Source organism: Polaribacter sp. WD7, from assembly GCF_003335085.1.
Classification (GTDB): domain Bacteria; phylum Bacteroidota; class Bacteroidia; order Flavobacteriales; family Flavobacteriaceae; genus Polaribacter.
Genome location: NZ_QPEJ01000017.1, coordinates 464,258 through 487,305 on the forward strand (window position 1 = coordinate 464,258; position 23,048 = coordinate 487,305).

General features: G+C 29.9%; 23 protein-coding genes. 16 read left to right on the forward strand and 7 right to left on the reverse strand.

Annotated features, from left to right (window positions below):
* The first annotated feature begins 2 nt into the window (after positions 1-2).
* The 7 genes from DUT90_RS08455 to DUT90_RS08485 all read left to right on the forward strand — a co-directional run bounded on the left by DUT90_RS08455 (position 3) and on the right by DUT90_RS08485 (position 7,477).
* Positions 3-737, forward strand: coding sequence for a rhomboid family intramembrane serine protease (locus tag DUT90_RS08455; protein WP_114426719.1), 735 nt, complete (start codon positions 3-5; stop codon positions 735-737).
* Entirely contained in the window at positions 704-1,591 is an 888-nt protein-coding gene (locus DUT90_RS08460; protein ID WP_258848529.1) for a rhomboid family intramembrane serine protease, read from the forward strand. The genes DUT90_RS08455 and DUT90_RS08460 overlap by 34 nt, the downstream gene beginning before the upstream one ends.
* A gap of 1 nt (position 1,592) precedes the next feature.
* Positions 1,593-2,603 carry an endonuclease/exonuclease/phosphatase family protein gene (locus DUT90_RS08465; RefSeq protein ID WP_114426720.1) on the forward strand — a complete coding sequence of 337 codons (1,011 nt, stop codon included), beginning with the start codon at positions 1,593-1,595 and terminating at the stop codon, positions 2,601-2,603.
* Between the two features lie 28 nt (positions 2,604-2,631).
* On the forward strand, positions 2,632-3,774 hold the full coding sequence (locus DUT90_RS08470; RefSeq protein ID WP_114426721.1) for a geranylgeranyl reductase family protein: 1,143 nt from the start codon (positions 2,632-2,634) through the stop codon (positions 3,772-3,774).
* Positions 3,775-4,417: 643 nt separating this feature from the next.
* Entirely contained in the window at positions 4,418-5,752 is a 1,335-nt protein-coding gene (gene mtaB, locus DUT90_RS08475; protein WP_114426722.1) for a tRNA (N(6)-L-threonylcarbamoyladenosine(37)-C(2))-methylthiotransferase MtaB, read from the forward strand.
* A 102-nt stretch (positions 5,753-5,854) separates the two neighbouring features.
* Positions 5,855-6,514, forward strand: a complete 660-nt coding sequence (locus tag DUT90_RS08480) for an alpha/beta hydrolase (RefSeq protein WP_114426723.1) — start codon at positions 5,855-5,857, stop codon at positions 6,512-6,514.
* Between the two features lie 42 nt (positions 6,515-6,556).
* On the forward strand, positions 6,557-7,477 hold the full coding sequence (locus tag DUT90_RS08485) for a lytic transglycosylase domain-containing protein (protein WP_114426724.1): 921 nt from the start codon (positions 6,557-6,559) through the stop codon (positions 7,475-7,477).
* A 1-nt stretch (position 7,478) separates the two neighbouring features.
* Here the strand turns inward: DUT90_RS08485 and DUT90_RS08490 are convergent, their stop codons facing one another.
* The 5 genes from DUT90_RS08490 to DUT90_RS08510 all read right to left on the reverse strand — a co-directional run bounded on the left by DUT90_RS08490 (position 7,479) and on the right by DUT90_RS08510 (position 12,371).
* Positions 7,479-7,676, reverse strand: coding sequence for a YwbE family protein (locus DUT90_RS08490; protein WP_114426725.1), 198 nt, complete (start codon positions 7,674-7,676; stop codon positions 7,479-7,481).
* 4 nt (positions 7,677-7,680) lie between these two features.
* Positions 7,681-8,625 carry a nitronate monooxygenase family protein gene (locus tag DUT90_RS08495; protein WP_181858169.1) on the reverse strand — a complete coding sequence of 315 codons (945 nt, stop codon included), beginning with the start codon at positions 8,623-8,625 and terminating at the stop codon, positions 7,681-7,683.
* Entirely contained in the window at positions 8,622-10,289 is a 1,668-nt protein-coding gene (locus DUT90_RS08500) for a S8 family serine peptidase (RefSeq protein ID WP_114426726.1), read from the reverse strand. The genes DUT90_RS08495 and DUT90_RS08500 overlap by 4 nt, the downstream gene beginning before the upstream one ends.
* Positions 10,290-10,342: 53 nt before the next feature.
* Positions 10,343-11,530 (reverse strand): tRNA 2-thiouridine(34) synthase MnmA, encoded by a 1,188-nt coding sequence (mnmA, locus tag DUT90_RS08505; RefSeq protein WP_114426727.1) that lies wholly within the window; start codon positions 11,528-11,530, stop codon positions 10,343-10,345.
* A gap of 127 nt (positions 11,531-11,657) precedes the next feature.
* Entirely contained in the window at positions 11,658-12,371 is a 714-nt protein-coding gene (locus tag DUT90_RS08510) for a toxin-antitoxin system YwqK family antitoxin (protein ID WP_114426728.1), read from the reverse strand.
* 42 nt (positions 12,372-12,413) lie between these two features.
* On the opposite strand from DUT90_RS08510, the gene DUT90_RS08515 reads away from it, so the two are divergent.
* The 8 genes from DUT90_RS08515 (at position 12,414) to DUT90_RS08550 (ending at position 19,908) form a co-directional block, all read left to right on the forward strand.
* Entirely contained in the window at positions 12,414-13,001 is a 588-nt protein-coding gene (locus DUT90_RS08515) for an adenylosuccinate lyase (protein WP_114426729.1), read from the forward strand.
* A 44-nt stretch (positions 13,002-13,045) separates the two neighbouring features.
* A complete protein-coding gene (gene purB, locus DUT90_RS08520; RefSeq protein WP_114426730.1) occupies positions 13,046-14,389 on the forward strand; it encodes an adenylosuccinate lyase in 1,344 nt (447 codons plus the stop codon).
* Entirely contained in the window at positions 14,390-14,890 is a 501-nt protein-coding gene (locus DUT90_RS08525) for a hypothetical protein (RefSeq protein ID WP_258848530.1), read from the forward strand.
* Positions 14,891-15,673, forward strand: a complete 783-nt coding sequence (locus tag DUT90_RS08530; RefSeq protein ID WP_114426731.1) for a TerC family protein — start codon at positions 14,891-14,893, stop codon at positions 15,671-15,673.
* Positions 15,674-15,719: 46 nt separating this feature from the next.
* On the forward strand, positions 15,720-15,983 hold the full coding sequence (locus tag DUT90_RS08535; protein WP_147266203.1) for a hypothetical protein: 264 nt from the start codon (positions 15,720-15,722) through the stop codon (positions 15,981-15,983).
* Positions 15,984-16,018: 35 nt separating this feature from the next.
* Positions 16,019-18,421: a TonB-dependent receptor domain-containing protein gene (locus DUT90_RS08540; protein WP_114426733.1), complete on the forward strand. Its 2,403-nt coding sequence runs from the start codon at positions 16,019-16,021 to the stop codon at positions 18,419-18,421.
* Between the two features lie 12 nt (positions 18,422-18,433).
* Complete coding sequence (locus tag DUT90_RS08545; RefSeq protein WP_114426734.1) at positions 18,434-18,994, forward strand: type 1 periplasmic binding fold superfamily protein; 561 nt, start codon at positions 18,434-18,436, stop codon at positions 18,992-18,994.
* Positions 18,995-19,143: 149 nt separating this feature from the next.
* A complete protein-coding gene (locus DUT90_RS08550) occupies positions 19,144-19,908 on the forward strand; it encodes a CDP-alcohol phosphatidyltransferase family protein (protein WP_114426735.1) in 765 nt (254 codons plus the stop codon).
* A gap of 121 nt (positions 19,909-20,029) precedes the next feature.
* On the opposite strand, the gene DUT90_RS08555 is transcribed toward DUT90_RS08550, so the two are convergent.
* Together DUT90_RS08555 and DUT90_RS08560 are read right to left on the reverse strand one after the other, a co-directional pair.
* Positions 20,030-21,322 carry an MFS transporter gene (locus tag DUT90_RS08555; RefSeq protein ID WP_114426736.1) on the reverse strand — a complete coding sequence of 431 codons (1,293 nt, stop codon included), beginning with the start codon at positions 21,320-21,322 and terminating at the stop codon, positions 20,030-20,032.
* 279 nt (positions 21,323-21,601) lie between these two features.
* Positions 21,602-22,402 carry a M48 family metallopeptidase gene (locus DUT90_RS08560; RefSeq protein WP_114426737.1) on the reverse strand — a complete coding sequence of 267 codons (801 nt, stop codon included), beginning with the start codon at positions 22,400-22,402 and terminating at the stop codon, positions 21,602-21,604.
* A 151-nt stretch (positions 22,403-22,553) separates the two neighbouring features.
* Here DUT90_RS08560 and msrB point away from each other — a divergent pair, with 151 nt between their 5' ends.
* Complete coding sequence (msrB, locus tag DUT90_RS08565) at positions 22,554-23,042, forward strand: peptide-methionine (R)-S-oxide reductase MsrB (protein ID WP_114426738.1); 489 nt, start codon at positions 22,554-22,556, stop codon at positions 23,040-23,042.
* Positions 23,043-23,048 lie beyond the last annotated feature (6 nt).

The following is a 23,048-nucleotide window of genomic DNA, read 5'->3' on the forward strand; positions in this document are numbered from 1 at the left end:
AAATGAATAGACTCACAGACGCTATAAAACACTTAATTATTATAAATGTAATTGTCTTTGTTGCTCCTCAACTTTTACAATTAGATTTTACCAATGTATTAGCCCTACATTTTCCAATGAATGAAAATTTCGGAATTTGGCAATATGTTTCTCATATGTTTATGCATGGTAGTTTTGCGCACATTCTTTTCAATATGTACGGTTTATGGGCCTTTGGAACACCTTTAGAGCAAATGTGGGGTAAAAATAAATTTATTTTCTTTTATTTTTCTGCGGGTTTAGGAGCTGCGATTATTTATACTTTGGTAAATTATTATCAATTTAACGGAATTTATGATCTGTTTATTCAAGCTGGTTTAACTAAGTCTGAAATTATAGCTATATTGGATGCAGGCACCACCAATGACCAAAGAGTTGTACAAGCGGTATCTCAAGAACAATTTAATAAAATTATTGGCTTGTATGAGACGCCTGCAGTAGGTGCTTCAGGTGCTGTTTATGGAGTTTTAGTGGCTTTTGGAATGTACTTTAAAGACGCTAAATTGGCGCTGATATTCTTCCCTGTTCCTATAGCCGCCAAATATTTTATTCCTGTAATGATTTTAGGAGACCTCTTTTTTGGAATGACTAAATATTCTGTGGGTAATATTGCTCATTTTGCTCATGTTGGTGGAGCACTCATTGGCTTTTTAATAGCTTGGTATTGGAAAAAAAATCAATTCAAAACACATTACTAATGGGCTTTATAGAAGATATCAAATTGCGGTATAAAACAGGTAATATTGTTGAAAAATTTATTTTTATAAATATAGGAGTATTTATTGCATCTCTTCTATTTAAGGTGATCTTTGGTCTTTACAAAACTAATGGCGATTTCATATTCAATTGGTTTGCTTTAGAGCATAATTTCTCTACTTTAATTACCAAACCATGGTCCATTATTTCTTATGGCTTCTTACATGCTGGGTTTATTCATATTCTATTCAATATGATAGCGCTTTATTATATAGGTAATTTATTTATTCAGTACTTTACACAAAAGCAACTAGTTCAATTTTATGTATTAGGCACCTTTTTTGGGGGACTTTTATTTATGTTAAGTAATAGTTATTTTCCTCTTTTTGAAGGAACTAGACCACACTTAGTTGGAGCTTCTGCTGGTATTTCTGCTATTTTTATAGGACTTACTACGTATATGCCTAATTATCAATTACAAATACGCTTTATAGGATTTGTCAAATTATGGCATTTAGCCGCTATTTGGATTGGTTTGGACGTAATAGGACTTGTTGGCAGTAATGCTGGAGGACATTTTTCGCATCTAGGCGGAGCATTATTTGGTTTTTTGTATGTAAATCAAGCAGCGAATACAAAGCTAAATATTTGGGATAAACTTTCGGGAATATTTACATCTCGTAAAAAACCTTTACATACAGTTTATAAATCTTCTAAAAAGACTGCGCCTAAATCTAAAAACACTGATTTAACACAGCAGCAAATAGACGGAATACTAGATAAAATAAGCAAATCTGGATACGATAGTTTGACAAAATCTGAAAAAGAATTTTTATTTAAACAAGGTAAAAAATAGCATGAAAAAACTAACGTTGTTTAATAAAATACTCTATGTTGCCAATTCTATTGTAGCTGTATTATTGTTATTTTCTTATTTATTACCTTATGTTTCCCCTAACGTTGTTGCTACTTTTGCCATATTAAGTCTTTTTGTACCTTTTTTATTGATTATTAATATTGGATTCTTGGTGTACTGGATAGTTAAGTTAAAAAAACAGTTTTTAACATCTCTTGTTATTTTAATTATTGGTTGGTTTTTTATATCTCCTTTTTATAAGATAACGTCTAAAAATGATGCTTCTAACAATGATTTAAAATTGATGAGTTATAATGTAAGGATGTTTAATCACTGGAAATGGACAAAAGAAAAAAATATACCTGCTAAAATAAAAAAATTTATAGCAGAAAATGATGCTGATGTTATCGCCATTCAAGAGAATATTTCTGTTAAAGAATATGAATTGGATTTTAAATATAATTATATCAAAAAAAAATACAAAAGAGGCAGATTTGGAGCTGCTATTTATTCTAAATATCCAATTGTTAATGAAGGCTATATCGAATTTAAAAATACGTCTAATGAAATAATTTTTGCTGATATCTTGAAAAAAAAAGATACTATTAGGATTTATAATTTTCATCTACAATCTTTAAAAATATCACCGGAAAAAGAAAATTTTGGGGAAGAAAATTCTCAAAAACTTATACAAAATTTAAAAGAGAAGTTTACGCAGCAAGCAGAACAAGTAGCATTATTTCTTGAACATGAAAAAACATGGAAAGGCAAAAAAGTTATTTGTGGCGACTTTAACAATACTGCGTATTCTTGGGTTTACAATCAAATTTCTAAAAATAAAAAAGATGCCTTTATAGAAGCAGGAAAAGGTTTTGGTAAAACATTTAACTATTGGTTTCCTATGCGTATAGATTTTATTTTGACTGATGCTACTGCAACTGTAAATCAATTTAAAAACTTTTCTGAAAAATATTCTGACCACTTCCCTATTCAGGCTAAAATAAACTGGTAAACCTTTATATTCGCAAAAAGATTATTCAATGAAACATTTTACTGTAGCAATTATTGGTAGTGGGCCTTCTGGTGCTTCAACTGCTTTTTATTTAGGCAAACAAGGAATTCAAACAGTAATTATAGAAAAAGAAACTTTACCGAGGTATAAAACTTGTGGTGGTGGTTTTGTAAATAGAGGCAAAAAAGAAATGCCCTTTGATATTTCAGAAGTTATAGAACGTGAGTTTTGTAAGGTTGATACGTACTTTAACAATCACAATAAATGCTATAATTCTATTAAAAAAAAGCCTATCATTACTATGATAATGCGTGATGCTTTTGACAATTTAATTGTTAAAAAAGCAAAAGAATTTGGTGTTACTTTATTAGAAAATCATAAACTTTTAGAGATAACTTTTGTAGATAAAAAAGCTATTTTAAAAACTTCTCAAGGAGAAATTTCTGCTGATTTTGTAATTGCTGCAGATGGTGTATTAAGTCCAACAGCAAAAATGGCTGGATGGCAAAAAGATACTAGAAAACTAATACCTGCTTTAGAATATGAGGTGGAAGTTTCTAAACAAGATTTTGAACGCCTTTCTAAAAGCGCTCGTTTTGATATCGATGCTGTTCCTTACGGTTATGCTTGGTGTTTTCCAAAGAAAAATCACTTATCATTAGGTGTATTAACTACCAAAAAAGGAAAAATTAATTTAAAAGAATATTACACAAAATATTTAAAAACACTTGATATCAAAGAGGTTGTTAATGAAGATGCTCACGGATTTCAAATACCTGTAAAACCAAGAACCGATGGCTTTGTGAAAAATAATGTGTTTTTAATTGGTGATGCTGCTGGTTTCGCAGAACCGATTACTGCAGAAGGAATTTCCAACGCTATTTTAAGCGGTAAATATGTTGCTGAAGCTCTGGTAGAAAGTAAATTACAACAAGACGTTGCAAAAAAACTTTATTTAGAAAAACTTGACATAAAGTTATTATATGAACTTAAGTCTGGTGCACTTTTGGCAAAATTCTTTTATCATAACAACCCATTAAGAGTCTATTTATTAAACAAATATGGTCAAGTTTTTAATGATATTATGGTAGATGTTTTGCACGGTGACAGAGCTTTTCCAAAAAATATTTCTGAAAAATTAAAAGCGAAAATTAGCGAGAAGATTTTTTAAAAAATTTCTTTGTTGTATTCTTTCTTTAGGTAAACAAGGTTGCTTGTCTACGATATGACTCATTTCGAAATTACAATATAAGTAATCCTTTTATTTGCTTTTCTTATTTCTATAATATCCATTAAGACTTATATTTTTACATGTTTTATAGGTTGTTAGATTTTATCTTACCTAAAAAATAAAATCTACTAATAATTATCTAGCTACTCTATTAAATTTAAATAATAGTAATTTACTCAAACAATTGGTTTTTATCTAAAACATTGAATAATACAAACATGAAAAATGTGGTTTTTTTGCAGAATATAATAAGCATAATTTCTATCTATTTGTTAAACTGTAAGAACTTCTTCATTGAATAAATAGATAGAAACTATTGTTATTTTCCAAAAAAAATTCTGCATGTTACTAATAGATTAGAGTAACATTTATAAACTAGCCTAACTCATAAATTTTTCTAAAATTTCATGAAGTTATTCTCAATTAAATTGTGAATATTACACCAAATTATGTTTGTCTTTTTTTGTTATTCGTATTCTTTTAAGTACTTACACCACAAACAATCAACATGGTAATAATTGACTTGTCTACTTAAAAAAATCGTCAATATTATTGTAAATTTGCATTCTTTAAATATACAGGAATGATTTCAGACAAAAGAGTCGCTTTTTATACCTTAGGTTGTAAACTTAATTTTTCTGAAACCTCAACAATTGCAAGAAATTTTGTAAATGAAGGTTTCAAACGTGTTGAGTTTGATGACAAAGCAGATATTTATGTAATTAATACCTGTTCTGTAACCGATAATGCAGATAAACGTTTTAAATCTATTGTTAAGAATGCCTTAAAAAAAAATGACGAAGCTTTTTTGATTGCTGTAGGTTGTTATGCACAATTAAAACCCGAAGAATTGGCTGCTGTAGATGGTGTAGATTTGGTATTGGGTGCTACTGAAAAATTTAATGTTACTAGTTATATCAACGATCTTACAAAAAACAACGTTGGAAAAATTCACTCTTGTGAAATTTCTGATGCAGATTTCTATGTTGGCTCCTATTCTATTGGAGATAGAACTAGAGCTTTTTTAAAAGTACAAGACGGTTGCGATTATAAATGTACTTATTGCACAATACCTTTAGCCAGAGGTATCTCTAGAAGTGATACACTTACAAATGTTATTAATAATGCAAAAGAAATTTCTGCAAAAGGGATTAAAGAAATTGTGTTGACAGGTGTAAATATTGGTGATTACGGAAAAGGTGAGTTTGGTAATAAGAAGCATGAACATACGTTTCTTGATTTAGTAAAAGAGTTAGATAAGGTTGACGGAATTCATCGTTTAAGAATATCATCTATAGAACCTAATTTACTTAAAGATGAAACAATTGATTTTGTATCTAAATCCAATTCTTTTGTTCCTCATTTTCATATTCCGCTCCAATCTGGAAGTGATGAATTATTAAAAAAAATGAAACGTAGGTATTTGCGTAATACCTACACTAACAGAGTTGCTAAGATTAAAGAAGTAATGCCCAATGCCTGTATAGGCGTTGATGTTATTGTGGGTTTTCCAGGAGAAACAGATGAACTTTTTTTAGAAACTTATAATTATCTAAACAACTTAGATATTTCTTACTTACATGTATTTACCTATTCTGAAAGAGCTAATACTGAAGCTGTAGATTTAGAAGGTGTTGTTCCTAAAAAAACACGTGCAAAAAGAAGTAAAATGTTACGCGGCTTATCTGCAAAAAAAAGAAGAGCTTTTTATGAAAGTCAATTAGGAAATACCGTAACAGTATTATTTGAAAATGAAAACAAAGAAGGCTATATCAATGGTTTTACAGAAAACTATGTAAAAGTAAAAACCCCTTGGAATCCATCATTAGTAAATACATTACATACCATTACATTAACAGAAATTGATGATGATGGTCTCGTTAGGTTTACTTTTATTAAAAAAACGATTACAGTCTAAATAACAAAATTTAGACTTACCTTTTTGGTATACATATTGCTATATTTTAATACGTTTATTCCCCCAAACCAAATAGAATAAAAAATTTAAAATTAAAAGAATATGAAAAAAACTCCTATCTATTTTATGCCTGGTTTGGCGGCTGGTCCTGAGATTTTTGAAAACTTAGAATTTAATGTAGATAAATATGAATTACACTATTTAAAATGGATTAAACCCCTAGCAGCAGAAGAATCTATTGCTAATTATGCGATGCGTTTGTGTGAAGAAGTTAAGAGTGAAAACCCTGTACTTGTTGGTGTTTCATTTGGAGGAATTATGGTACAAGAAATGAGTAAATTTATAAAAACTAAAAAAGTTATTATAATTTCTAGTGTTAAACAAAATAGCGAGTTGCCAAAGAAATTTCAACTTGCTAAATTTACTAAGGTCTATAAGTTTTTTCCAACCAAAGTTGTCTCTAATTTTGAAGATTACGCTCGCTATTTTTTAGGAAAATCTTTAAAAAAGAGAGCAAAAATTTACAAAAAGTATCTTTCTGTAAGAAGCAAAACGTATTTAAATTGGTCTATTGCACAGGTAGTCAATTGGCAGCAAGACAAAGCTCTTGAAAATTTAATACATATTCACGGAACAAAAGACCATGTTTTTCCTATTAAAAATATTTCTGATTGTATAGAAATAAAAGGAGGTTCTCATGTAATGATATTAACCAAAGCTAAAAAAATATCAAAATTAATTGATGACGTTTTAACTTTTTAAAACACATTCCTTTCATTATTTTTATACTGTTAAATTATTTTTATGAGCAAGCCTTTACGTTTACTGTCACTTTTAAGTGTGGTTTTAATAACTGTTGTTTTTATCAACGCTATCAATACAAAAAATACTATTTCTTTTCAAAAAGAAAATGACCCCATAAATACGCATGAGAGTTACAAAATAAAAGCTTTAAAACTTCCTAAAAACTTAAATCTAGCTGGAGAACGTGTACCTTTAGAAAAAACAGATATTAAAGAAAGAATGGATAGGGAGTTGTTAGTAAATACATATTGGCAGTCTAACGGTTTGTTACTTATAAAAAGAGCAAATAAATATTTTCCTGTTTTAGAACCTTTATTAAAAAAATATGGTTTGCCAGACGATTTTAAGTTTTTAGCACTTGCTGAAAGTGGTTTTATAGATGAAACATCTACAGCTGGGGCTGCTGGCATGTGGCATTTTTTAAAATCTACAGGAAAAGAATTTGGTTTAGAAATAAATAGTAATGTTGATGAACGTTACCATATTGAAAAAGCTACAAAGGTAGCTGCAGAATACTTAAAAAAATCTAAAGAAAAATTAGGCTCTTGGACATTAGCTGCTGCAGCTTACAATGCTGGTAACTATGGAGTTTCTAAAAGATTAGAAACACAACAGGTTACCAGTTATTATGATGCATTATTACCTGACGAAACAGAGCGATATATTTTTAGAATTATTGCCTTAAAAGAAGTTATTTCTAATCCTAAAAAATATGGTTTTGTATTTGATGAATCAGATTTGTATACACTTACAGAAACAAAAATAGTAAAAGTAGATACTGCAATTACCAATATTGCCTCTTTTGCAAAGAAATTTGGAACTAATTACAAAGAACTAAAACTATACAACCCTTGGTTAAGAGAAAACAAGTTAAATAATAAGAGCCGTAAACTGTATGAAATTAAAATTCCTATAAAATAATTTATTCGATAATATTTTTTACTCTTCCTATCAAACCCGACTTTAATTGTACTTTTATTCCGTGAGGATGTCTTGTTGAGTTTGTCAATATTTTAGAAACAATACCACGGGTTAATTCTCCTGATTGTTGGTGATGTTTTTGAACAATCTCTACAAACAAATCTTCTTTTATATTTTTACGTTGTCTTGCGTCAATCATAATATTACAGTGAATTTATGTTTTGTTTTACTGTTTCAAACTCTTTCATAATAGCTTCTATAACTTCTTTTGCTGATTTTATTTGATGAATTAAACCTGCAATTTGACCAATTTCTAATTCTCCGTTTTCTAAATCTCCTTCAAAAATCCCTTTTTTAGCTCTAGCTCTTCCCAACAATTTTTGTAATTCTTTAAGAGATGGATTTTGCTGATACAAAAGCTGTACTTCATCATAAAATTTATTTTTTATTAAACGTACAGGAGCCAATTCTTTCAACGTTAGTTGAGTATCTCCATCTTTTGCATTTACAATAGACTCTTTAAATTTTTGATGTGCAGAAGATTCTATAGTTGCGGCAAATCTGCTACCTATTTGTACTCCATCTGCTCCTAAAACCATAGCCGCAAGCATTCCTCTTCCTGTTGCAATACCTCCTGCAGCAATTACAGGTATTTGTACAGCTTCTTTAACCATAGGTATTAACGTAAATGTTGTGGTTTCTTCTCTTCCATTATGCCCTCCTGCTTCAACCCCCTCGCAAACTATAGCGTCTACACCTGCAGCTTCAGCTTTTAAAGCAAATTTTACAGAGCTCACAACATGTACAACTGTAATTCCTTTTTCTTTTAAAAAAGGAGTCCATATTTTAGGATTTCCTGCAGACGTAAAAACTATTTTAATTCCTTCATCAACAATAATTTTCATGATTTCCTCAATTTGAGGATACAACATAGGTACATTAACACCAAAAGGTTTGTCTGTTGCATTTTTACATTTCTGTATATGTTCTCGTAAAACTTCAGGGTACATAGAACCTGCACCAATTAATCCTAAACCGCCAGCATTGGAAACTGCCGAAGCTAGTTTCCAACCAGAAACCCAAACCATACCTCCTTGAATTATTGGGAATTTAATAGAAAATAAATCTTTAATTTTATTGTTTGTCACTGCTTAAGAATTTTAACAGTCGCTGATGTATTGGCTTTATCTAGTTTTAAAAAATAGACTCCCTTTTGAAGCTCTGAAATATCTATAGATTGATTATTTAATTGATAGTTTGAAACTTTCTTTCCTAAAATATCAAATAATGTAATTTGATAATCTTTTAAATCTCTTTGTAAATTCTTTATATAAAAAGATGTTGTAACTGGGTTTGGAATAACTTTTATATCATTTAAAAGAATTTCATTAACAGAGAAAACGGAAATATAATTATTAAAAGCTTTTTCAAAATCAGGTATTCCATAACCGTGTTGATTTGTAGGATTGTTATATCTATCAGCCGATTTATAAAGTTCTTCTTTTAAAAAATCATTTAGATTTTTATTTCTTTTATTTACAGATTTTAATATAAAACCTTCATTATCATTTAAACAAGCAATTAAACCTGCCACAATTGGCGATGAAAATGATGTTCCGTTAGACAATGAAACTTGACCGGAAGAAAAATTTATAACCGTAACTCCTAATCCTTGGGCTAAAATTTCTGGTTTAATTCTATTATCAGATGTAGGTCCAAAAGAACTAAAAGGAGCTATTTCACCCACAGCATCAACAGCTCCTACCGAAATTACAGATGCAGCATCTGCAGGGGCTGCTAGGTATTTCCAACCACTATTACCGCTATTTCCAACTGCATTTACCACTAGTATTCCTCTAGAATTTGCTATTTCTGCTCCTCTAGAAATAAAAGTTGTTTTACCATCCATATCAGCATACGAATAACTATGATTAGGATTATCAAAAATTGTATACCCTAAGGAAGTATTTATTACATCAACCCCTAAACTATCGGCTTTTTCTGCAGCTTCTACCCATAAAGTTTCTTCTAAGACCGTTTCAGATTCCGCTTTTTCAGTTATAAAAAGATAAAAACTAGCATCAGGTGCTGTACCCACAAATTTTCCTTCTAAATATCCTGCCATAGTAGACAAAACGTGTGTACCATGACTATTTCTCGTATAAAAATTATCATTTCTATCAGCAAAATTATACCCTCCTAAAATTTGATTGTTATCTCTTATTCTTTTAAACGCTTCTAAAGTATTTACATTAGGAAAACCAGCATCTATTACTGCTATAATTTGCCTTTTCCCTGTTAAACCTGCTTTATGTAGCTCATTTCCTTTTAATATTTTTATCTGATTTTCTGCATCGCCGTAATTGAAATCAGACAACGTATTGGAAAATTTATTTACATGATTTTGAACTCCATTTTTTGATATTCTTTTTCCTTTAAAATTTAAGGATTTATTAGCATACTCAATAGCTTTAATAAAATTATATTTAGATGATAGCGTCTTAATCTTAGATACTGTTGCCTGAACATGAATAGCATTCAACCACTTAGATTTACCTAAAATAGTAAGATTTTCTTCATTTCTTATTTGATTATAGTAACCAGTATGAATAGGAACATCTTTTTCATCAAAAGCAATTCCTTGAGTTTCTCTTCTATAAATTGCTCTTTGAGAAACCATAGTTAAAGGATTGTTTAAAAAAGTAGTAGCATTGGGTTTATCTTTGAGAAAAATCCACGCATCTTCAATAGTTTCTTGCGAAGAGATTTGTGTTGAAAAGAATATGATGTAAAGGAAAATTATTTTTTTCATAGTATATTTTTAAACTATAAAAATAAGGATTTAAAATCCTCAAAAAAAACTTTTTAAGCTATTACACCAGAGCCTATTAATTCTTCATTTTTATACCAAGCCACAAATTGACCTTCTTGTATTGCTGATTGTTTGTTTTCAAATTCTACATACAAACCACTTTCTACTTTGTATAACATTGCTTTTTCTAGTTGTTGACGATACCTAATTCTTGCTTCAACTTGCATAATTTCTCCTGAAATTAAAGCCAAATCTTCGCGTATCCAATGTATTTCTTCATTGGTAACAAACAATACATTTCTATATAATCCTGCATGATTTTTACCTTCTCCGGTGTAAATAATATTCTCTTTTACGTCTGTTTCAATAACATACAATGCCTCTTTTGTTCCGCCAACATTTAAACCTTTACGTTGCCCTTTGGTAAAATAATGTGCACCTTGATGTTTCCCTACTATTTTTCCATCTTCTTTTTGATAAGTAAACTTGGTAGAAAAATAATTGAGTGCTGCTTCTTTATTTTTAAATTTTGGAACTGGTTTTGTGTATTGCACAAAGTTTGATGGAATTGTAACAATTTCACCATCTTTAGGTTGAAGTTTTTGTTGCAAAAACTCTGGTAACCGTACTTTACCAATAAAACATAAACCTTGAGAGTCTTTCTTTTCTGCAGTAATTAAATCTGCCTTTTTTGCAATTTCTCTTACTTCTGGTTTTGTCAATTCTCCAATTGGAAATAAAGCTTTTGCCAATTGTTGTTGAGATAATTGACATAGAAAATAAGATTGATCTTTATTATTATCTTTACCTGCCAATAATTTATAAATCATTTTACCATCAATTTCCTCTTCAGATTTTCTACAATAATGACCTGTAGCCACATAATCTGCACCTAATTGTAAAGCTATATCCATAAAGACATCAAACTTTATTTCTCGGTTACACAATACATCTGGGTTAGGAGTTCTTCCTTTAGAATACTCATCAAACATATAATCTACAATACGTTCTTTATACTGTTCACTTAAATCTACAACTTGAAAAGGAACCCCTAATTTTTCTGCAACAATCATAGCATCGTTGCTATCTTCTAACCAAGGGCATTCATTAGAAATGGTAACAGAATCATCATGCCAGTTTTTCATAAACAAGCCAATAACTTCATACCCTTGTTCTTTAAGTAAATATGCGGTAACACTACTATCTACACCTCCAGAAAGACCAACAACTACTCGTTTCATTTTTATTTTTTTCAAAATACAAAGTTACAACTTTGTTGTTGATTTATAAATTGATATTTGCCAGTATAGCCTAATTAAAATGATATTTTAAAAACAGAAAAAAATTAATAAAAAAGTTATTGAAAATTTAATTCTTTCCTTGTTTAATGTACGAATTTTCTTTCTTTTTATCTTTATCGTTAGCAAGTTCACCATCTAAATAATACTCCCACTTGCCTATTCTTTTTCCTTCCTTATAATTACCTGTTTCTTTTAAATCTCCATTCAACTCAAAATACTTTGCCAAACCATTGGGTCTACCATTTTTGTAAGTAACTTCTTCAATTAAAATTCCTTGGTCAGAATACTTACTAACCACACCATCTAGCAAACCATTTGCATACACTGCAAACTCTGTAACTTGTCCGTCTGGATAGTAAACAAGCTGTTCTCCATCTAATTTCCCGTCTTTGTAATTCTCTTCAGACATTAATGTACCGTCTGGATAAAAATATTTCCAATTACCAACTCTTTTCTTCCTATTTAAAACACCTTCGGTTTGTATACTTCCGTTTAACCTATAAAACTGTACAAAAAGAGAATCTGAACCAGGAAAAAACGTTTTTATAACAACAGGACGACTAGAATCTGTAATATCATAAAACTTAAATACACCTACTTCTTTTCCGTTTTGAAATTGACCTGTGTAACGAATTCTCTTATTTGGATAGTATTTTTTCCAAACACCTGTTCGTTTACCATTTTCATCAAGCCTATTTATGTTTTGCGAAAAACCGCTGGCAGTTAGAAAAAAACAATATAAAAAAGAAGAAACAAAAAAGAGTCTTTTTATATTTATCATTGATAAGAAATTTTTGAGTAAATATACATTAATCGTACCAAAATGAGCATACTTTTTTTAACTGAACAGCTCCAAAATATTGAGAATGCCAAAAAAGAAAATAGACAAAGAGCAGCAAATATTGTATTAGAAAGTCCTAAATTATTCAAAGATTTAATTACAATTACTTTTCAGGTAAAAGATAAAACATCTATACGAGCAGCTTGGATTTTAGAGTGGATCTGCACGCATCATGGATTGGATTGGATGACACCTCATTTGGATGAGTTTTCAGAAAAAATTGCAGAATTAACCTTTGATAGTGCAATTAGACCTTGTGCCAAAATTTGTGAGCATTTAGCAGAAGCTTATTTCTCTAAAAATGAAAATCTAATTCAAAAAAAACTCACAGACCTTCATGTTGAAAAAATAGTTGCTACTGGTTTTGATTGGTTAATTACACCGCAAAAAATAGCGGTAAGAGCTTACTCTATGAATACCTTATATCTTTTTGGGCTAATTATTGATTGGATTCATCCAGAACTTAAACACTTAATTGAAACAAAAATCATTAATGAAAGTAAAGGTACAAAAGCCCGAGGAAAATACATTTTAAAGTTGATAGAAAAACATCAAAAAAGCCGTTTATAAATCTCTTTAAATCACTATTTTTGCAGTTCATAACAGAACAAAAAATGAACATCACACAATTAAATGCCATCTCTCCTATAGATGGTCGTTATAGAGGTAAAATAAACCAATTGTCTAATTATTTTTCAGAAGAAGCTCTTATAAAATATAGAGTCCGTGTAGAAATAGAATATTTTATTGCGCTTTGTGAAATTCCTTTGCCTCAATTGGTAGATTTTGATAAGAATTTATTTGACGATTTACGTAAGATTTATACCAATTTTACTGCTGTTGATGCTCAAAAAATTAAAGACATAGAGAAAATTACCAACCATGATGTAAAAGCGGTTGAGTATTTTATAAAGGAAAAATTTGATGCTTTAGGACTACAAAAAGACAAAGAATTCATCCATTTTGGATTAACTTCTCAAGATATAAATAATACTGCTATTCCGCTTTCTATTAAAGAAGCTATGAATGATGTTTTTGTACCAAATTATCTTCAAGTTTTAGAAAAACTACAAGAATTGGTTATCGAATGGAAAGATATTTCTATGTTAGCAAGAACTCATGGGCAACCTGCTTCTCCAACTAGATTAGGTAAAGAAATTGATGTGTTTGTTACCCGTTTAAAAGAACAATTTAATTTGTTAAATGATATACCAAGCGCTGCAAAATTTGGAGGTGCTACTGGTAATTACAATGCCCATAAAGTGGCGTATCCTTCTATTGACTGGAAAGCTTTTGGAAACGAATTTGTACAAGAAAAGTTAGGTTTACACCATTCTTTTCCTACCACTCAAATAGAACATTATGACCATATGGCTGCTCTTTTTGATACGCTTAAGCGAATCAATACGATCATTATTGATTTAGATAGAGATTTTTGGACATACGTTTCTATGGATTATTTTAAGCAGAAGATAAAAAAAGGAGAAGTTGGCTCTTCTGCAATGCCACATAAAGTAAACCCTATCGATTTTGAAAATTCTGAAGGAAACTTAGGAATTGCAAATGCTATTTTTGAGCACTTATCTGCTAAATTACCAATTTCTCGTTTGCAACGCGATTTGACAGATAGTACTGTTTTACGTAATGTAGGGGTTCCTTTTGGACATACTATTATAGGCTTTACCTCTACTTTAAAAGGATTGAATAAATTATTGCTAAACAAAGAAAAATTTGAACAAGATTTAGAAAACAACTGGGTAGTAGTTGCAGAAGCTATTCAAACAATTTTAAGACGAGAAGCTTATCCAAATCCGTATGAAGCGCTTAAGGGGCTTACGAGAACCAATGCTAAAATCAATCAAGATTCTATAGCTAATTTTATTGATACTTTAGAGGTTTCTGCAGATATCAAAAACGAATTAAAAGCTATTACACCAGCTAATTATACGGGAATATAAATGAAAGAATTAGATTTTAAGAGTAAAGGAAACCGCTTAACAAGTAAAAATAGTGTAGTTAGAAATAAATTTTCTTTATTGCATCTTTTTACTATACTCTTTTTGCTTTGTTCTTTTTTCTTTTTTTCCTGTAAATCAGACCTTAAAGACAATTCTGATTATTTTAAACAGGGTGTTTTTGAAATTCCTGCAGGTAATGGATACAGCAAAACTATCATCACAAGAAAAGATAGTATTCAAATTGAAGAATATGAAAAAATTGTAAGTATTTCTAAAGATAGTTCTTTTACTGAAAAAAGAATCAAGCATATAGATACCTTATACATCAAATGGAAAAATAATTTCTTTTATACTTTGCGTATGAAATCACCCAAAAAGAAATTAGACAAAGACCCTATTTTTGTACAAATTACCAAATTAAAAGAAAATTCTTATGACTTTTCTGCTAAAATTGGTTTCAGCAAATACAAAACAGACGGAACAATCTATAAAGTAAAATAAATGGAAATTTTTGCGCACGCTGATGCTTGGGTTGCTCTAATAACATTAACATTTTTAGAAATTGTTTTAGGGATAGATAATGTTATTTTCATTTCTATATCTGCTAATAAATTACCCGAAAACAAGGTTAAAAAAGCTACTCTTTTAGGTTTGGGTTTGGCTATGGTAACACGTATTTTGCTATTATTTAGCGTATCTTATTTAATAGCGCTAAAAGATCCGTTTGTAAACGTTAGATGGAGTTGGTTTACTTCAGATATAACGGGTCAAAGCATTATTTTATTTATTGGAGGGTTATTTTTATTGTATAAAAGCACAAAAGAGATTCGTCATAAAGTAGAAAATACCGAAGAAAAAAATCTTACTAAAACACCAAAAGTAATTTCTTTTAGCGCTGTTATTACACAAATTATTCTAATAGATATTGTTTTTTCTTTTGATAGTATTTTAACTGCAGTAGGCATGACAAATGGTGTTGATGGTGCATTAATTATAATGGTAATTGCAGTAATAGTTTCTATTATCATAATGATGATTTTTTCTCAACCTATCAATAAATTTGTCAATAAAAACCCTACAATACAAATGTTAGCACTTTCATTTTTAATTTTAGTTGGTTTTATGCTTATTGCTGAAGGTGCACATTTATCAAATACCAAAATTTTTAACAAATCTGTAGGCGTTATTCCTAAAGGATATTTGTACTTTGCGATCGCTTTTTCATTAGGGGTAGAACTTCTTAATTTAAAGGTAAAAAAGAAAATTAAGATTGATAAAAAATAACAAACATAGTTTTAGTTTATTATTATTGGTAATCTTTATGATACCAATGGTATTACTCGGTTTGCACTCTTTTGCAGATCATGAGCATACCGTTTGTCATTCAAAAACAGAACAACACATTCATCAAAAAGATGTAGATTGTCAATTACACCTATTACAACATAAAACATTTCATTTTGAGAGTTTAGCGTATCAACTATCTAACCCTAGTAACATTGATAATCAAACTAGTCTTACCTTACATTTTTTAAAACAACATCAGCAATTATCGTTTTCTTTAAGAGGGCCGCCTCTATATGTTCAAGTATAAAAAAAGATTTTTTTATTGAACGTAGATAATAACAAATGCAAAAAATAGTGTTTTTGTGTATTGCTATATTGTGTAATCAATTCACTATAGCAGCACAAGATTGTAACCTTACTTTTAAAGGTAAAGTCTCTGATTTTCATGACAGTTCTCCAATTATTGGAGCATCTGTGCACATCTTAACATCAAACAAATACACCACATCTGATTGGGATGGAGTTTTTGAGTTTAAGAATTTGTGTACAGGTGAAATTGTTATAGAAATCAAGCATCTTGCTTGTGAAACCAAAAGAATTTCTTTGAATTTGCAAAAAAATGTAACCAGAGAATTTTATCTAGAACATCACTTAGAAGAATTAAATGAAGTTGTGGTAACCTCTAATACTAAAACAGCAGTAACTAGTATAGAGCAATCTATCAAACAAAACACGATAGATCACTTTACAGATGGTTCTTTAGGAGACGCCTTAAATACCATTAGTGGTGTTTCTTCTCTAAATACTGGAAATACTATTGTAAAACCTATGATTCATGGTTTGCATAGTAGTAGATTGTTAATTATAAACAACAATGTACGTTTGTATGACCAAGAATGGGGAGATGAACATGCACCTAATGTAGATTTAAACGCTTCTGGCAAAATTGATGTTATTAAAGGTTCTAACACCTTAAAATACGGTAGTGATGCTATTGGCGGGTTAATTTTAATTAAGCCTAAAAAATATGCAGCCAAAGACAGTATTTTTGGTAGTACATTAATCTCATTAAACTCTAATGGTTTAGGCAGAAGTTTAAATTCAGAAATTGTAAAAACTTATGATGCTGGTTATTATTCAAAACTTCAAATAAACAATAGACATTCTGGAGACTTTAAAGCACCCAATTATTTTTTAAATAATACTGGTTTAGAGAGTCTTAATGCATCTTTTGCTTTTGGTAAAAACGGATTTGAAAAAGGGTTTAATACCTATTACAGTTTTGTGAATAACAAACTTGGTATTTTACGAGCTTCTCATATTGGAAACGTTGGCGATTTAGTTAATGCAATACAAAGTGATGAACCTTTAATTCAAGATGATTTTTCTTTTAAGATTATAGCACCAAGACAAGAAATCACGCATCATTTGGCAAAAGTAGATTTCTACAAACGTTTTAAAGATTTCGGAAAGTTATCATTACAGTATGACTTTCAATCTAATAGAAGAAAAGAATTTGACATAAGACGTGGAAATTTAAGAAACACTCCTGTTATAGATTTGAGTTTGATAACCACAAGTATTCAATCTGATTTGCAAGTTGACTCTTTTGACAATCTAAAACTGAATACAGGTATTTTATTGCGTTATCAACAAAATGATGCCATAAGTACTGGAGTAAGACCTTTGATTCCTGATTTTGAAAAATATGATGCAGGTTTTTATACCATTGGTAATTATAGTCTTAACGAAAATTTAGAGTTAAATGCGGGTGTACGTTATGATTTTTCATATATCAATGCCCAAAAAAACTATTTAAAAGCAGATTGGAATACCACTTTTAATTACGACGAACTATTTCCGCAGTTTGAAACAGGAGTTAGTAATGCTACCCAAATTGCCACAAATCCTGAATTTACATTTCATAATGTATCTGCAAGTTTAGGGCTAGCAAAACAATTTCAAAATGACGTAGCATTAGTATTCAACTACGGTTTAGCAAGCAGAGTGCCTAATCCGTCTGAATTGTTTAGCGATGGTTTACACCACAGCGCCGCTAGAATAGAAATAGGAATGCTTACCATAGACAAAGAAGTTGCCAATAAATTTATCCTTTCTTTAGAGAGAAATAACGCGAATTTTGGATTTAGTATCAACCCTTTTTACAAAAAGATAGATAATTTTATTCAGTTGATTCCTACAGGAATAACAACTACTATTAGAGGAGCATTTCCTGTTTGGGAATACAATCAAGTAAATGCGCAAATTTTTGGAGTTGATGTAGACATCAATAAAAAAATAGACACCCAATGGGATTATAACGGGAGCCTTAGCTTAATAAAAGGAGACAATTTAACGGAAAATATTTCTTTGATTAATATACCTGCGGCTAATTTTAGTAATAGTATTTCGTACACAAATAAAGACTTAAACGAGTTAATTATTGCTTTAAAACAAACTACCCATTTAAGACAAAATCAATTTCCAGATTATAATTTTTTAACCTTTAACCCTGTAACAAGACAAGACGTTTTTGTAGATATAAGTACACCACCAAATGGGTTTACATTATTTAGTTTGCAAACCTCTGCAGTTTTTTCTGCATTCAAAAAGAATGATTTAAAAATTGAAGCTAATGTAAACAATCTCTTTAACGTGTCTTACAGAAATTATTTAAATAGATTCCGATTCTTTGCTGATGAGTTAGGAAGAAATGTAAACATAAAAATTAAACTTAATTATTAAAATTTAAAAAAAATGAGAAAATTAAACACTCTTAAAACAATTCAACTATTAGCTATTTTATTTGTAGTATCTATAACATTTACATCTTGTAATGATAAAGAAGATGAATTTGAAAACGAAGAAGAATTAATTACAACAGTTACCTATACGCTAACCAATGGTAATAATGTTGTAACATTCGTTTTTCAAGACTTAGATGGTGAAGGTGGTGAAGAAGGTACCATAGAAGTTTCTGGTCCTCTAGCTGCAAACACTACTTACACAGGTAGCATAGAGTTGTTAAATGAAAGTGAAACTCCTGCAGAAGACATTACAGAAGAAGTAGCTGAAGAAGACGATGAACACGAATTTTTCTACACTACAACAGTTGCTGGTCTAAGCATTGAAAAAACAGATGTTGATGAAGATGGTAATCCTGTAGGTATAGCTACTTCATTAGTTACTGGAGATGCTGGTACAGGAACTATTACAATTGTACTTAAACATGAGCCAACAAAACCAAATAATAATAATTCTGCAGATGCAGGAGGTAGTACAGATGTAGAAGTTACTTTTGAAGTTTCAGTTCAATAAAATATTAATCTAGACAAAAAAAGCGTTGCATTTAATGTAACGCTTTTTTTTATGTAATATGTTTAATTCTTTTTATATTTTTGATAATTAATTGTGCTGTTTTAAAACTTACATAAAAGTGATAAAAATGCTCATTACCAAAGCATTTTATGTCTAAATTACCCAAAAAACATCGCTTTTTAGATCTTTCAGATTATGGAAGACCTATCGCAAAAATTATTGCAAAGAACTTACAATCAACCTCTTTTACTCCTATAGATGTAACACTTGCATTTGTAATTTCTGGTTGTATAGCAGTTTATTGTATCATAAAAGGTTATTACTGGTATGCTGCATTCTTTTTAATTTTTAAATCTATTTTAGACGCTGCAGATGGAGAGTTGGCACGAATAAAAGAAACCCCCTCCTATACAGGTCGTTTTTTAGATTCTGTTTCAGATATCATTTTAAATTTCTTTATTTTTCTAACACTTTGGTATTTAACAGATAGTACTGTAGTGGCAACAATATTATCTTTTTGTGGGCTACAACTGCAAGGTACACTCTATAATTACTACTATGTAATTCTTAGAAACCGTTTTAATGGAGATACTACTAGTAGAGTTTTTGAAGACACTGCCCCTACTGCATTACCTGGAGAAAAACAAAAAAATGTAAATGTGCTCTTTTTTATTTACAAGCTACTTTATGGTGTTTTTGATAAAATTATCTATAATTTAGACAAAAGCGCTTCTACCGGAAAACCTTTACCCAATTGGTTAATGACTTTAATTTCTACTTTTGGTTTAGGTTTTCAATTATTAATAATAAGCCTGTTTTTAATACTAGGATTAAAGAATCTAATCATTCCTTTTTTTATTGGTTACTCTAGTCTAATCTTTGTTTTTATTGCTATTCGAAAACTTTTTTACTAGCAAACATGAACTTAATTTAAAACACAATGCTAAAAAACTGTTAAATTGAGTATTTTTTAGAAATGAAACGGACAAAAATTAATGTGAATAATATAAATTTATTACTTAAAACTCACATCAATTAATATACATGTTCTGTCTTTTTCAAAGTGCTTAGCACCACAAAAGAAGCAACAAAAAACAATGCCAAACACAAAACACTATATTGCATAGATTCTGTAAGATAAATTAAGAAACCAAAAACAAATGTTCCTAAAACAATTGCAATCTTTTCTGTAACGTCATAAAAACTAAAATATGTTGCATGGTCTGTTGTATCTGGCAGCAATTTAGAGTAGGTAGATCTTGTTAAAGATTGTATAGCTCCTAAAACCAGCCCTAACAAACCACCTAAAGCATAAAAATATAAATCTACATTTGGTAAATCTTTCTCTAACATAAAAGCACTAAAACAAACTAGAACCCATATTAAAATAGTAGTTTTTATTGCCTTAACATTACCTATTTTAGATGATAACCTCGAAAAAAACCATGCCCCTAAAATAGCTACTATTTGAATTAATAAAACGGTTATAATTAAATTTAAAGTACCCAAACCTAATTCTGAAGAACCAAATATAGTAGCTAATAAAATAATTGTTTGTACACCAACACTTAACAAAAAAAACGCAATTAAAAAATTACGTAATGTAGTATAATTTTTTAGTGATAACCATACTGTTTTTAATCCCTTAAAACCTTTCCATATATAATCTTTTTCTGGTTTTTTATGATGGATATTTTTAGGTAGTTTTTTAAATGTTATTTGCGCAAAACCAATCCACCATAGACCAACCATTACAAAAGAATAACGCATCATAGTTAACTTCATTTCTCCGTCTTCTTGAGACATAATTAAATACAAACTAACAGCCAATAAAATGATAGAACCAATATAACCATATATAAACCCTTTTGCACTTGCTGCATCTTGTTGTGCTGGATGTGCAACTTCGGGTAAATACGAGTTGTAAAAAACAATACTAGACCAAAAACCAATGCTTGCAAAAATGGTACAAATTATACCAATCCATACAGTATTTATATCTTTAAAAAAGTACATAAAAATGACAGATAGCCCACCAAACCAACAAAAAAACTTCATAAATTTTAGCTTGTTTCCTGTGTAATCTGCAATAGCAGATAAAATAGGAGACATAAAAGCAACCATCAAAAAAGAAAAAGATAATGCATAACTATATAAAGTATCTGGATGCTTCCATTCTATCCACAGAAAATTTACAGTTTTATCTTCTGTAATAGCATCATAAAAGAGCGGAAAAACTGCAGTGCTAATTACTAGTGAGTATACAGAATTAGCCCAGTCATAAAAAGCCCAAGCATTAATTAATTTTTTATCACCTATTTTTAGCATAAAATAAAGTTTAAACAGTTAGGTACCATGATTTAAATAGTTTCAATATATCTCAGTCCGAGTGACTTTTTGATAAAAAAATCGTCCCAAGAACTATTTTTAAAGATAAAATTTTTATTATTGACCTGTTTGTCCACAAAGGCAGGTATAAATTTCACTCAAATTCACAATATTTCATTGTAATACACAACAGGTTATTTTACAACAAAACCGCTCAAATAAACATTGAACGGTTACAATATAGTAATTCTATTTTGTTAATCTATAATTTGTATTTATCTACTGATTATATTTAGCTGCTAATTGTTTAGCTGTTGGCAAATATGTTCTTAAGTCATTTATTCTGGATGCGTTAGACGGGTGAGTACTTAAAATTTCTGGTTGTGAACTTCCACCTGATCTTTGGCTCATTCTTACCCAAACTTCTGCAGCCTCTCTTCCATCGTAACCTGCCATAATCATAAACACCAAACCTAATCTATCTGCTTCTTGTTCATGCGTTCTACTAAATTTTAACATTCCCAAACCAGAACCTATACCAAAAGCAGTATTCCATATTTGTTGTGATTCAGCACTTTTACCAGATGTTCCTAATGCAACAGCTAAACCTCCTATTTGTTGTAATTGTCCTTGAGACATTCTTTCTTGCCCATGTTTTGCAAAAGCATGCGCCACTTCATGCCCCATAACCGCAGCTATTCCGTCTTCATTTGCACAGATTGGTAGTATTCCTGTATAAAAAACAACTTTACCTCCAGGCATACACCAAGCATTTACAGTTTCATCTTCTATTAAGTTAAACTCCCATTTGTAAGAATTTGCTTCTTCTACCATACCATTGGCACGCATAAAACGATCTACAGCACCTGCTATGTTTTTACCAACAACTTTTATCTGATTGTTTTTTTGTGCATTTGTTGACACTTTATTTTCTGCCAAAAAACTATTGTATTGAGCAAAACTAGCGGGTAACACTTGAGAATCACTTACAATATTTATTCTTTTTCTACCCGTTATAGGTACAGTGCTACATTCTGTAAATAAAAAAATCATTAAAAAGAGTATGACTAAATTTTTCATCATTTAAGTTTTATAATTATATCGATGGCAATTTATAAATTTATAAACTAAAAATGTGCTCTATTAATTTTTTAAATAACGTATTTAATTAAGATAATAAATGTAAGGTATAAACTTAAAATGGGACTTAAACTTTAAATAAAACACTATTATGAAAAACTTATTTTTGATACTTATTGCTGTTTTTTTGACGAGTTGTATAACAAGTGCTCAAGAAGACAAAAAAGATAAAAAAGAATATAAAATTACAAAAACTGAGAATGAATGGAAACAGCAATTGACACCTCAACAATTTTATGTTTTAAGAGAAGCTGGGACTGAAAGAGCTTTTACAAGTCCATTAAATGCTAATAAAAAAACAGGAACGTATGTTTGTGCGGCATGTAAAACACCTTTGTATAAATCAGAACATAAATTTAATTCTGGTACAGGTTGGCCTTCTTTTGATAGGGCTATAAAAGGTAGTGTAGAGTTAGATATAGACTATAAAATTGGATATGCTAGAACAGAACTAAAATGCAATACTTGTGGTGGGCATTTAGGGCATTCCTTTAATGATGGACCTAGAGAAACTACAGGCGAGCGCCATTGTATCAATGGAGTTGCGTTAGAGTTTGTACCTAAAGATAAAACAAAATAAGAATTA

Excerpts from the sequence above, each read along its gene's own strand:
- DUT90_RS08455 (WP_114426719.1), top strand. The coding sequence starts at position 3 with ATGAATAGACTCACAGACGCTATAAAACACTTAATTATTATAAATGTA.
- DUT90_RS08465 (WP_114426720.1), top strand. The coding sequence starts at position 1,593 with ATGAAAAAACTAACGTTGTTTAATAAAATACTCTATGTTGCCAATTCT.
- DUT90_RS08470 (WP_114426721.1), top strand. The coding sequence starts at position 2,632 with ATGAAACATTTTACTGTAGCAATTATTGGTAGTGGGCCTTCTGGTGCT.
- mtaB (WP_114426722.1), top strand. The coding sequence starts at position 4,418 with ATGATTTCAGACAAAAGAGTCGCTTTTTATACCTTAGGTTGTAAACTT.
- DUT90_RS08480 (WP_114426723.1), top strand. The coding sequence starts at position 5,855 with ATGAAAAAAACTCCTATCTATTTTATGCCTGGTTTGGCGGCTGGTCCT.
- DUT90_RS08485 (WP_114426724.1), top strand. The coding sequence starts at position 6,557 with ATGAGCAAGCCTTTACGTTTACTGTCACTTTTAAGTGTGGTTTTAATA.
- DUT90_RS08490 (WP_114426725.1), bottom strand. The coding sequence starts at position 7,676 with ATGATTGACGCAAGACAACGTAAAAATATAAAAGAAGATTTGTTTGTA.
- DUT90_RS08500 (WP_114426726.1), bottom strand. The coding sequence starts at position 10,289 with ATGAAAAAAATAATTTTCCTTTACATCATATTCTTTTCAACACAAATC.
- mnmA (WP_114426727.1), bottom strand. The coding sequence starts at position 11,530 with ATGAAACGAGTAGTTGTTGGTCTTTCTGGAGGTGTAGATAGTAGTGTT.
- DUT90_RS08510 (WP_114426728.1), bottom strand. The coding sequence starts at position 12,371 with ATGATAAATATAAAAAGACTCTTTTTTGTTTCTTCTTTTTTATATTGT.
- DUT90_RS08515 (WP_114426729.1), top strand. The coding sequence starts at position 12,414 with ATGAGCATACTTTTTTTAACTGAACAGCTCCAAAATATTGAGAATGCC.
- purB (WP_114426730.1), top strand. The coding sequence starts at position 13,046 with ATGAACATCACACAATTAAATGCCATCTCTCCTATAGATGGTCGTTAT.
- DUT90_RS08525 (WP_258848530.1), top strand. The coding sequence starts at position 14,390 with ATGAAAGAATTAGATTTTAAGAGTAAAGGAAACCGCTTAACAAGTAAA.
- DUT90_RS08530 (WP_114426731.1), top strand. The coding sequence starts at position 14,891 with ATGGAAATTTTTGCGCACGCTGATGCTTGGGTTGCTCTAATAACATTA.
- DUT90_RS08535 (WP_147266203.1), top strand. The coding sequence starts at position 15,720 with ATGGTATTACTCGGTTTGCACTCTTTTGCAGATCATGAGCATACCGTT.
- DUT90_RS08540 (WP_114426733.1), top strand. The coding sequence starts at position 16,019 with ATGCAAAAAATAGTGTTTTTGTGTATTGCTATATTGTGTAATCAATTC.
- DUT90_RS08545 (WP_114426734.1), top strand. The coding sequence starts at position 18,434 with ATGAGAAAATTAAACACTCTTAAAACAATTCAACTATTAGCTATTTTA.
- DUT90_RS08550 (WP_114426735.1), top strand. The coding sequence starts at position 19,144 with ATGTCTAAATTACCCAAAAAACATCGCTTTTTAGATCTTTCAGATTAT.
- DUT90_RS08555 (WP_114426736.1), bottom strand. The coding sequence starts at position 21,322 with ATGCTAAAAATAGGTGATAAAAAATTAATTAATGCTTGGGCTTTTTAT.
- DUT90_RS08560 (WP_114426737.1), bottom strand. The coding sequence starts at position 22,402 with ATGAAAAATTTAGTCATACTCTTTTTAATGATTTTTTTATTTACAGAA.
- msrB (WP_114426738.1), top strand. The coding sequence starts at position 22,554 with ATGAAAAACTTATTTTTGATACTTATTGCTGTTTTTTTGACGAGTTGT.